At 56.1% G+C, this 9241-nt stretch carries 13 protein-coding genes and 1 pseudogene; 2 read left to right on the forward strand and 12 right to left on the reverse strand.

Annotation, left to right across the window (positions count from 1 at the left end; all coding sequences use genetic code 11):
• On the forward strand, nucleotides 1–217 hold a 217-nt coding region (locus KBY67_RS14295; protein ID WP_255111754.1), incomplete at its 5' end, for a hypothetical protein.
• On the opposite strand, the gene KBY67_RS14300 is transcribed toward KBY67_RS14295, so the two are convergent.
• From KBY67_RS14300 to KBY67_RS14345, 10 genes are all read right to left on the reverse strand, one after another.
• Nucleotides 214–417, reverse strand: a complete 204-nt coding sequence (locus KBY67_RS14300; protein WP_255111755.1) for a hypothetical protein — start codon at nucleotides 415–417, stop codon at nucleotides 214–216. The genes KBY67_RS14295 and KBY67_RS14300 overlap by 4 nt on opposite strands.
• Before the next feature lie 133 nt (nucleotides 418–550).
• Nucleotides 551–1006, reverse strand: coding sequence for a GNAT family N-acetyltransferase (locus KBY67_RS14305; RefSeq protein WP_255111756.1), 456 nt, complete (start codon nucleotides 1004–1006; stop codon nucleotides 551–553).
• 95 nt (nucleotides 1007–1101) lie between these two features.
• Nucleotides 1102–1788, reverse strand: a complete 687-nt coding sequence (locus KBY67_RS14310; RefSeq protein ID WP_255111757.1) for an SAM-dependent methyltransferase — start codon at nucleotides 1786–1788, stop codon at nucleotides 1102–1104.
• A 101-nt stretch (nucleotides 1789–1889) separates the two neighbouring features.
• The gene (locus KBY67_RS14315; RefSeq protein ID WP_255111758.1) at nucleotides 1890–2150 is read right to left on the reverse strand and encodes a DUF2442 domain-containing protein; all 261 of its coding nucleotides are present in this window, start codon (nucleotides 2148–2150) and stop codon (nucleotides 1890–1892) included.
• Nucleotides 2143–2376, reverse strand: a complete 234-nt coding sequence (locus KBY67_RS14320; RefSeq protein WP_255111759.1) for a DUF4160 domain-containing protein — start codon at nucleotides 2374–2376, stop codon at nucleotides 2143–2145. The genes KBY67_RS14315 and KBY67_RS14320 overlap by 8 nt, the downstream gene beginning before the upstream one ends.
• 193 nt (nucleotides 2377–2569) lie before the next feature.
• Nucleotides 2570–2878 (reverse strand): addiction module antidote protein, encoded by a 309-nt coding sequence (locus KBY67_RS14325; RefSeq protein ID WP_255111760.1) that lies wholly within the window; start codon nucleotides 2876–2878, stop codon nucleotides 2570–2572.
• On the reverse strand, nucleotides 2878–3180 hold the full coding sequence (locus KBY67_RS14330) for a type II toxin-antitoxin system RelE/ParE family toxin (RefSeq protein WP_255111761.1): 303 nt from the start codon (nucleotides 3178–3180) through the stop codon (nucleotides 2878–2880). Before KBY67_RS14330 ends, KBY67_RS14325 begins: the two co-directional genes overlap by 1 nt.
• Nucleotides 3181–3455: 275 nt before the next feature.
• Nucleotides 3456–5756: a S8 family peptidase gene (locus KBY67_RS14335; protein ID WP_255111762.1), complete on the reverse strand. Its 2301-nt coding sequence runs from the start codon at nucleotides 5754–5756 to the stop codon at nucleotides 3456–3458.
• A gap of 330 nt (nucleotides 5757–6086) precedes the next feature.
• A complete protein-coding gene (locus KBY67_RS14340; protein WP_255111763.1) occupies nucleotides 6087–6395 on the reverse strand; it encodes an addiction module antidote protein in 309 nt (102 codons plus the stop codon).
• A 10-nt stretch (nucleotides 6396–6405) separates the two neighbouring features.
• On the reverse strand, nucleotides 6406–6696 hold the full coding sequence (locus KBY67_RS14345) for a type II toxin-antitoxin system RelE/ParE family toxin (RefSeq protein WP_255111764.1): 291 nt from the start codon (nucleotides 6694–6696) through the stop codon (nucleotides 6406–6408).
• A 243-nt stretch (nucleotides 6697–6939) separates the two neighbouring features.
• Between KBY67_RS14345 and KBY67_RS14350 the strand changes: the two genes are divergently transcribed.
• Nucleotides 6940–7713 (forward strand): hypothetical protein, encoded by a 774-nt coding sequence (locus KBY67_RS14350; protein WP_255111765.1) that lies wholly within the window; start codon nucleotides 6940–6942, stop codon nucleotides 7711–7713.
• A gap of 128 nt (nucleotides 7714–7841) precedes the next feature.
• On the opposite strand, the gene KBY67_RS14355 is transcribed toward KBY67_RS14350, so the two are convergent.
• Nucleotides 7842–8633, reverse strand: coding sequence for a hypothetical protein (locus tag KBY67_RS14355; protein WP_255111766.1), 792 nt, complete (start codon nucleotides 8631–8633; stop codon nucleotides 7842–7844).
• A gap of 197 nt (nucleotides 8634–8830) precedes the next feature.
• A pseudogene (locus KBY67_RS14360) lies at nucleotides 8831–9109 on the reverse strand (tyrosine-type recombinase/integrase); the annotation flags it as partial.
• Between the last annotated feature and the right edge of the window lie 132 nt (nucleotides 9110–9241).

The following is a 9241-nucleotide window of genomic DNA, read 5'->3' on the forward strand; positions in this document are numbered from 1 at the left end:
GCTTGATCATTTGGTAGCGGGACAATCGTCTCGCCTTGAAGTCATGGATGCCAGTCATCTGGCGGATCTGCATGTGCAGAGGATGAGCTTGTGGCTTCTCAATGTTGACTCAGAAATGGCAATATTTCGAGGTGCCCTTTTGTCCGAGATTGCTTCAAGTGCCTTGACTGCAGATGACTTGATTGAGATGTTTCCTTCAACTACTCCTAAGATCTAGTACATAGGAGCCAAGCCTGATGCTTTGCTTTGACTGGTGAGCTTCAGTATGCTTGAGTTCTTCTGCATCATCAGCCAAGCTGTTTCGTACAGCATCATTATCCAATTCAGATGTTGACCGGCCTGAGGAAGCGCCTTCAGGCGCAGTGCCTTATGGACACTCTCGTTGAAGTAAATAGTAGCGCGCTTGGTTTCGGTCATTTTTGATAACTAAAGCAATGACGTCAACACGTCAAGCAGGTGGTCCTTGATCCTTCTAACGCTCTGCTCACCTGCCGCAGAAATCTCAAAAGACTAGCGGGCCTTTGTGGAGGCGGCCAAGTGCAGCAGGATGTTATGCCGATATCTTCAGGTTGTAAACATAGAAGTCTTTATCTCGAATCCAGCCAGCCTGCCCATATAGGTCTTGAGCTGCTTGATTGTTGATAGCAGTTGAAAGCGTAAGTCTTATCGCTCCGACCTCCTTGGCAAACTCAGCCGCGGCATGAAGGAGCATAGTTGCAATGCCCTGCTTGCGATAACTTTCCACTACATACAGGTCATTCAGGATGAAAGTCCGCGCCAGTGAAACAGAGGAAAAGCTCGGATAGAGCTGGCAAAAACCAGCTACAGTCTCTTCAATCATCGCAATGAAGAGCACCGATTCCCCATGATTGAAACGCTCAAGTAGAAATTGTCTGGCCGCATCAACATCACGCCTGGCTCCATAGAAGACGCGATACGCATCCAGCAGGGGTGACAGAAGCTGCAAATCCGAAAAAACAGCCTGCCTAACTTCTATTTGTTTCATGGTCTGAGTATGCGACAAAACGCGCAAGAGCAGCGGCGGTCAGTAGCCATATACACTCAACCTAACATTCTAGGAACGACTGGTGAATCTTGACTTTAGCCATCATCACGTTGAATCCGCAGCATCTCACAAGCGCCTCGCTGGAACTCGTAGCGCACCCGCTCAATCGACACCTGGTAACCTGCTGCACGCAGCATCTCGACACTCCCTTGAAGATGAGGTGAAAGCGCACCGCCCAATGCAAGCAGTGGAAACACCCTTACTTCCTTGGCAACTCGACATAGCTCCAGCAGTGAAGCATAGTGAAACCCCTCATCTAGCTGCTGGCTATACAAGAATAGAAGATGCGAGCAAAGTGCTAAGTCGAAATCGCCATCAGGAAATGGCAGAGATGGTAATTCCAAGTTCAAGTACCTACCCTCAATCAAGCCGACTGGATAGTCATCCAAGAAGGTTCGCATCGCGGCCATGCGGACCCGACCTAGCTCCTCGACTGATGTAATGGCTTCCCAAACGAACTCATGCTGGTTCTGCCTAGTCTGAGTAATCACTTTCTCGTAGGTGGCGGCAATGCGAGCTTCGATATCGGCCTTGCTGCATCTGTAGATTGGATCGAAAGACATAACCTTTGCACCTATTCTGGTGGCTTCTGCATTGAAGCCAGCGGGCCCATCCCCACAGCCAAGGATGCGGCCTGTCATATCAGCATCGGCCAATGAAAACATGGCAGCGTATTCGTCGAACGAACGGCCCCAGGGAACGACTTGATCAAGGTAAAACATAGTGTCTCTATTAAATGGCTAACCGTTCGCCATCACCAGGCCGCAAGAAGATATTGCTTGAGGTACCAACTAAACGGTGGCGGCTCTGGTGCATGGCGGTGTTAGCTGCTCAGCACCTTCGCCCTAGGTGATGGCGCTCCACGCAGTAGACCCTCCACGCTCAGATCCTCATCAATATCTGGCCAATGGATTCCAAAGCCAGCGCCAGCAATCTGCCAATTGCCACGCTCTAGAGGGGAGGCGTGCAGCAGGCGCGGGTACCAGGCCAGAGGCACTGAGATGGAGCGTCCGTCTGCGAGGTCAACGATCAGCTTGTCCTCTGTGCAGGCAACCTCTATGACCCGCTCGCCAGGGTTAGCCATGAAACTCCTCCCATGCCTTCAACAGAATACCTCTGTTCAAGCTGACAAGCCGCTCAATCTCACGTAGCTCCCTGGCTTTAAATCCAAGACTTGAAGAAAGTGCAACTGGCGTGAGCCAAACCTTGCAAGAGTCCTGATCTCGATCAACATGTATATGTGGTGGCTCATTGGGTTCGTGGCTGTAGAAGTAGAACCTGTACGGACCGCTTCTGAGGACTGTCGGCATCCGTGATCTTCCCCATCAGCTCAAGGATAGCCAGCTCGATCTTCCTGTACAGCTAACGCTGCCCCTGAGTGGCAGGCAAGTAGCTATTGCTATCGAAGCAGGATCGACGGCGGCCTGTCCACTCCAGGGGCTTGTTCGAAGGTGTCGCATCTTCACAGGCAGCGTTTTCGGACCCATAACCCGCCAGCAGATCTCAAGTCACCTCCGCTTCACTTCTCACACTGGCGCTCAACTTCAGTCCAAGGGCCGAGACGACCTTCAGGATGGTGTCAAAGCTCGGGCTGCGCTCTCCAGATAAGGCCTTGTAGAGGCTTTCCCTGGAAAGTCCTGATTCTCTGGCCACCTGGGTCATCCCCTGGGCCCGCGCGATATCGCCCAGGGCCTTAGCAATAAAGGCAGCATCACCATCCGCCTCCTCGATGCAGGCTTCCAGGTAGGCCGCCATCTCCTCCGGTGTGCGCAGATGCTCGGCAACGTCGTAAGGGGTCGTCGTGGTTCTCATCAGGTCTCCTCCGTCAGGTGATCTGCCAACAGAAGGGCCTCATCAATGTCCTTGGCTTGTGAGCTCTTGTCTCCGCCAGCCAAAAGGATGATCAAGGCAGTTCCCCTCTGCAGGTAGTAGACCCTGTATCCAGGGCCGTAGTTGATCCGCAACTCCGACACGCCGGCCCCAACGGGCTTGACGTCACCAGGATTGCCGCCGATGAGGCGCTCGATCCTGGCCAGAACCTTCACCCGGGCCCTCAGATCACGGAGACCCGCAAGCCATCGGACGAACCGCTCTGTCTGGCGGACTTCAACCATGCACCAACTGTAGCCCCCTGGCTACGGTCGCGCAACGCTGCCTTGCCGGCTCCCATCAAGGACAACACATCCTTCGAACGCTGACCCTGAGTGGCAGGCAAGGAGCGTGGAAGTACTCAGAGAGCGTGTGGTGGCCTGTCCACTCGAGGGGTGTGTTCGATGCGTCGCCCTTAAGCAAGTAACCTTCGCAGGCTCATCTTCATTGGCAGAACTCCTGCGCTTGCGCCATGTTCTGGTCTGACAAACATGAGCAAACTGCCATCATTCCTTCTACTTCATGTCTGCAGCAACATCTTGGAGAGATTCGGCAGCCCCGCCCCCTGGTGGTAGCGGTCGCGTTTGAGGTCGGTGCAGTTGTCAAGCAGGATCTGCTTCACCCGGTCGGGATACCCGATGAACTCGGTGCGCACCGACAGGAAGGAGGCCAGCAGACCGGAGATGTGGGGCGCGGCCATGCTGGTGCCGGAGAGGGCCACATACAGCTCATCGAGGCACTTCCCCTTGTCGCGGTTGGGGGTGCGGTTGGGGTCGCTGCTGCTGCGGCAGGAGAGGATCCGCTCCCCCGGGCCCACCACGTCGGGCTTGAGGCGGCCATCGGCGGTGGGGCCCCGCGAGGAGAAGTAGGAGGTGCCGTAGCGGTGGGGCAGGGTGGGGTGCACCGACCCCACGGCGATGGCCTCGTCCAGGTTGGCTGGATCACCGATCGAGAGGTCGAAGGAGCGGGTGGAGCTGGAGCCGTCCACCACGATGTCGCCGCTACCCTCGTTGCCCGCCGCCAGCACCACCAGCACGCCCTGACGCACCAGCCGCAGCAGGGAGGCGCACAGCGGTGAATCGCCGCAACCGAAGCTGGCTGGATCGAACGGTCCTCCCAGGCTTAGGTTCACCCCCTGGATCGCAAGGCGCCGTCCGTCCTGGTTCTGCTTCCAGATGTGGTCGATCGCCTTAATGATCCAGGCGTCGTAGCCGCTGCCGTTGTCTGCCAGAACCTTGTAGATCACCAGCCTGGCCCGGGGCGCCATGGCGAGCATGTCCGGTCCTGCCGCACTGTCCACCGACTGAAGACCTCCGGCGATGATGCCCGCCACATGAGTGCCGTGGCCGTTGGCGTCGTTGCCGCTGCCGGCTTGGACCGGGCCCCTTGCGGTGCAGTCCCACTCGGCGGTGATCGTTCCTTGGGGGGCGAAGGCGGGGTTGTGGAAATGGGGATGTTGCCGGTCGATTCCGGTGTCCAGCACAGCCCAGGTGATCCCCTGGCCGCAGGCGTTGTAGCCCAGCTGGGCGGTACGGGCCTGCACCGTGTGGATCGAATCGCGCATCAGGGCCTTCTTCCTGCTGTTGCTGAAAATCCGGTACACCGCCGGAGAGGCCGCGCCGTACTGGTGGCTCATTTCGGCCGCCAGGGTCTCCACCTCGGCGCGGGTCAGGTTCACCGCCACGTAGCGGTCCAGCTGGTCTTCCAGAAACACCGTCTCGGCGTTGATCGGATCCGTGAGCACGTTGGCATTGATCCAGGCCAGCACCGTGTTCCGGGCGTCCTGAAGGGTGTCGCTCCCGTCCCCCGCGCCCGCCGAGCGGTCCGCCAGTTCGATCAGTACCGGCACCCGGGCGGCGGCCTCCACATCCAGCGCATCGGCCAGGCTGCGGGCCACCGTCATCGGGCTCACCGGCTGGAAGCGGGAGCGATCCAGCGCCGCCATCACCGTTTCCTGGGTGTATCGCCGCGAGAGATAGCGACTGGCCGAATGGGCCTTGCTTGGCGGCCAGACGATCCCCTCCACCCGTTCATCCAGAATCGTGGGCTTTCCGGCGGCGCTGTACTCGTCGGCCAGGCTCTGGTCCATGCAGACGATGTCGCCTTCCTGGGCGATGTTCACCCAGCGCTTCACACCGGCCGGGATCGGCAGCTTCTTTCCGTGCCATTTCTGCAGCACGTCGGTCACCTGGGGCAGCCCCAGCGGCGAGCCTATCGTGACGTACAGATCCACCTCCAAGGCGGCTCCCAACTCCATCAGCGCCTGGTACGTCACCATGCTCCCCTGGCTGTGGCCGATCACCACGAATGGGGCCCCGCCGGTGATGACCCGGTCCTTCACCGTCTGCACCATCCGCTCGCGCTTGGTCTTGTTGAACAGGAAATCGTTTACATCCGCCAGGAACGCCTTGGTGAACATCGCCGTCACCGGGCTCCATAGCCCCTTCGCCTCCATCGAGAGCGCTGCGGCTCCTCCCATTGGCGCCCCCCGCTTGGCAGCAGTCCGGGCAGCCGCCTCCAGTTCCTGCGTGAGCGCGGCCACGAACGCCTCCGACTCCGCCGGCTCATCACTGTCCTGGATCGAGGCGGCAAGCAGCGCATCCGTCCCCGGCTGCAGGGTGGCCCGGTCCTCACCAATGGCCCGGGTGGAGAAGCCTGCCGCCTCCGGGTAGCGCTCCCGGTCCACCCAATAAGCCATGCGTGTGCGCTCCCCCTGGTCGGCACCGAAGAGGGCCCGGTCCCACTCCGATCGCAACACCCCTTCGGGAGGCATGTTCGAGATCCCGTGGCAGTAGATCACCGTGCGGGCCCTCCCTAGCAAGGCAGGGGCGCTGCCAGAGGTGTTCGTGGCAGAAGCTTTTTTCGAGGCGGCCATGGCGTTGCGGAGATATCCAGATCCGTACCCCTGTATTAGCAATACCAGCCACCGCTGTCATCCCTCTTGAGCAAGGCACAGTCGCAGCTCCTACGTTCCAGCCGGTCTATCTCCATCGGAGTGAGCTTCAGCAGTGTGCTCATCCTGATTAAGGTCTTTCACGAGCCCAGATCCTCAATCCACGCTCCGATCCTTCGAACGCTTGCCATCACCTGGCCGCAAGGATCTCATGCGACGAATGGAGTCATTTGGAGGCGGCCCAGGTGTATGGCATTGTTAGACAGCCGTCTCCGCCTCAACAGCAGGACTGGCATGCAGTTGAAGTCCGAGTGCAGAGATAACCTTCAAGACGGTTGCCAGTTCAGGATTCCCGCTTGATGTGAGAGCCTTGTAGAGGCTTTCCCGGCCCAGTCCAGCTTCACGTGCTATCTGCGACATGCCCTTGGCACGAGCAATATCACCCAAGGCAGCAGCCACTAGCTTTGGATCTCCATCCTCCAGAGCGGCTTCAAGATAGGCTGCCATGTCATCACTGTTTGTGAAATGATTGGCTGGATCCCAGACAGCTGTTTCGGTTTTGGTCATTGGCTTCTCCCTAAAGATTACGAGCAAGATCCTTGGCATGCTGGATGTCATTTGCTTGCGAGCCCTTATCGCCACCAGCGAGAAGAACAATAAGCTTGTTGCCTTGGCTTATGAAATAGATCCGGTAGCCAGGGCCATAACGAATCCGAAGCTCAGAGACACCTTCTCCGACTGGACGGGCATCACCTGGATTACCCAGGGATAAACGTCTAATCCGAATGTCGATGCGTGCTTTTGCCGCCCGATCACGCAGCCCAATGAACCATGCGGCATAGGCAGGGGTTTCCCGAATCTCCAGCATGCCACCATTGTATCTCCAGGGATACGGCGACGCAACCGATCTTCGGCCTGTCTAACGCTGCCCCTGAGTGGCAGACAGGAAGCTCCGAGCGGCGTAGCAGTGAGCCGGTGGTGGCCTGTCCACTCGAGGGGCTTGTTAGCCGGATATAGCACGGTGAAGATCGAAGTAATGTGACAGGCCGTTTCAGGCTCTTGCAATTCATTGTGGACGTTTTATGCTTAGATTCTAATTATTGCCGCCAAGATGGAGCTCTGGTTGACACAGGCTTGGCTGGTGGGGTCAGGCTTATTCAGTCTTTTTTTGGATCCCAAAAATCGCAAGGCTTGGTGGGCTAAACCTACGCTTGTCTTGATGATTACTATTCCTGCTGGCCTAGCAATCGCCTTTGGCCAGCAAAAAGCTGAAAGCGCAAAACGGCAAGCTCTGCAAGCAGAAAAGCAACATCAAATTGACCAGCTTAAAATTCTGGAACTTCAGATGCAGCTTAAGTCTGTAAGCGCAGATGTTGGCAAAGCGATACAGGGCCTTCAAACCCTTTTGATTGGATTTGGTTTTACTCCTGAAACTGCGGCAGTTGCAAGCCCCGAGAGAATCCGTAAAAGCAAGCTTGCGAATGGGCTGCTTCAGGAAGCAGCGAGGTCAAACACCCCATCTATCAAATCAGAAAGACAACGAATTACTGTTCAGTACTTCCCAAAGAATGTGGATTCCGATGTCGTAGAAAAAACTCTTTTAGACCTAGGTTTTACATTTGTAAAGGGAGTGCCACAGCAGCAAGGAGCAACCAATGCAATATGGTTTGGCAAAGATGTGCCATTATCAGATGTTAAGCTGGTAGCCCTTACGCTTGTCCGAGCAGGAGTAGATGTAAAAACAATTAAGCCCTTTCGCAAGAGTCATCCAGTCCAAGACAGAAACCTCCTAATCCAAGTAGGAACCGACGGGGATTACTCTGAAAAACCCTCGATGACAATCAAGCAAATAGTAGAAGCGCCAGGATTCTTCAGGCCAGACTAGCCTTATCTCAAATACCTGAGATGGAATCTGATTCCTAGGCCTTATGCGGCTAACGCTCCAGATCAGAAGCGGGCAGTGGTGAAATGGCTCGGAACACGACTAATGCTCCCGTCTTCTGCATCTGGATGTTAGGCCTCTCTAGCAAATACGACCATTGAACCATCCAGTGGATTGGGCTCTGATTCAGCTGACTGAAGCATAAGCTTGCTAAAATCTCCCGAACTCTGTTTAATGCTCTTGGCTTCAGTAATCAGAGAAAAGACTTCATCCTCACTCAGGTCGGTGAGTCTCTCAACTACTTGCTTCCACGTGAGGCTTTCGCCTGGAATGGGATCACTGCACCAGACCGGAGCAGACTGAGGTGTCTGAAAGCAGATAGCGTGCTTTTCAGTTGTAACCCACCCTGAGGGGGCTGTACGGATATCAACAACCTGCAAGTCACTTGTTGCGGGGGTACGCCTGACATCCTCTATGGAGAAGATCATCGGGCATACGTAGTGCGTCTCACCATTCTCCAGCCTAGAGATGCGGAGGAGGGTCTCGTGCTGAGACAGGCCTGTATCTTTGTTTCTATCCAGATATAGCTCTGAGCGATAGTATGGGGTTACGAATGACGGCGGCCTCCTGGCACTCCTTCTTTGCATTCGATCAACGACCTTGAACTGAAGGAAAACGGCTTGGTAGATAGGCTCGGATATCTTCTTGTCATTATGAATAAAGCCTCTGATATCATCGGCTATTTGCGGATTGCTATTGGTAGTTGAGATGAATGACTGATCAAAGCCATACCACTTCTCCTGGACGGCCGTTGGCTTGAAAACCACAATATTGGGATTATTCATAATCTGCTTGTATTCCTCCAGAAGAAGCCTGAAATAGTTCATCTCAAGAAGGCATTCAGGCAGCGGGTTTCGACTCATGGTGATCTGGCCGTCTGAATTAGCCTAACGCTGAATGGGCGGATCCAGTGAATACCGGCAACTTGCTTCTCTTGGCAGCATAAGAGCGGGTCGACCTGAGTGCAACAGCATGAAAACCTTGTCCTTGCAAGGAAGTTGCAGAGAACCTTCACACGTCACGGCTTCATAGACGGATCCGCATAAGGCCGTTCATGCCGTTACAAAAGGTCGGCGGGGCTGCTCACGCCCAGAGGGCCTCGATTCAGCACATGCGTGTAGATCATCGTGGTCTTGACATCGCTGTGCCCCATCAATTCCTGGATCGTGCGGATATCCTGCCCCCGCTCCAGCAGGTGGGTGGCAAACGAATGGCGGAAGGTGTGAGGTGTCGCCGGCTTGCTGACACCTGCAGCGAGCGCGGCTCGCCGCACAGCCTTCTGGATCAGACTGGGATCCAGGTGATGCCGTCCCTGTTGGCCGGTGGCTGGATCCTGACTGACCGACACATCTCAGGTAAGACCGTCGACTGAGACAGCACCGCACAGAGCATCGAGGAGCGGCGGCAGCTCAATTCGTGTGAACCAGGGCTGCTTCTGGCGGCGCTGCACGCCAAAGCTGGGGATGCAGGG

Origin of the sequence: Synechococcus sp. RedBA-s, from assembly GCF_024345495.1 — a bacterium.
In the GTDB taxonomy this organism is placed as follows: Bacteria; Cyanobacteriota; Cyanobacteriia; order PCC-6307; family Cyanobiaceae; genus Regnicoccus_A.

Bases quoted from the DNA above. Each gene is read 5' to 3' on its own strand.
- KBY67_RS14355 (WP_255111766.1), bottom strand. From the start codon at position 8,633: ATGAGTCGAAACCCGCTGCCTGAATGCCTTCTTGAGATGAACTATTTC.
- KBY67_RS14345 (WP_255111764.1), bottom strand. From the start codon at position 6,696: ATGCTGGAGATTCGGGAAACCCCTGCCTATGCCGCATGGTTCATTGGG.
- KBY67_RS14340 (WP_255111763.1), bottom strand. From the start codon at position 6,395: ATGACCAAAACCGAAACAGCTGTCTGGGATCCAGCCAATCATTTCACA.
- KBY67_RS14330 (WP_255111761.1), bottom strand. From the start codon at position 3,180: ATGGTTGAAGTCCGCCAGACAGAGCGGTTCGTCCGATGGCTTGCGGGT.
- KBY67_RS14325 (WP_255111760.1), bottom strand. From the start codon at position 2,878: ATGAGAACCACGACGACCCCTTACGACGTTGCCGAGCATCTGCGCACA.
- KBY67_RS14315 (WP_255111758.1), bottom strand. From the start codon at position 2,150: ATGGCTAACCCTGGCGAGCGGGTCATAGAGGTTGCCTGCACAGAGGAC.
- KBY67_RS14310 (WP_255111757.1), bottom strand. From the start codon at position 1,788: ATGTTTTACCTTGATCAAGTCGTTCCCTGGGGCCGTTCGTTCGACGAA.
- KBY67_RS14305 (WP_255111756.1), bottom strand. From the start codon at position 1,006: ATGAAACAAATAGAAGTTAGGCAGGCTGTTTTTTCGGATTTGCAGCTT.
- KBY67_RS14300 (WP_255111755.1), bottom strand. From the start codon at position 417: ATGACCGAAACCAAGCGCGCTACTATTTACTTCAACGAGAGTGTCCAT.
- KBY67_RS14320 (WP_255111759.1), bottom strand. From the start codon at position 2,376: ATGCCGACAGTCCTCAGAAGCGGTCCGTACAGGTTCTACTTCTACAGC.
- KBY67_RS14350 (WP_255111765.1), top strand. From the start codon at position 6,940: ATGGAGCTCTGGTTGACACAGGCTTGGCTGGTGGGGTCAGGCTTATTC.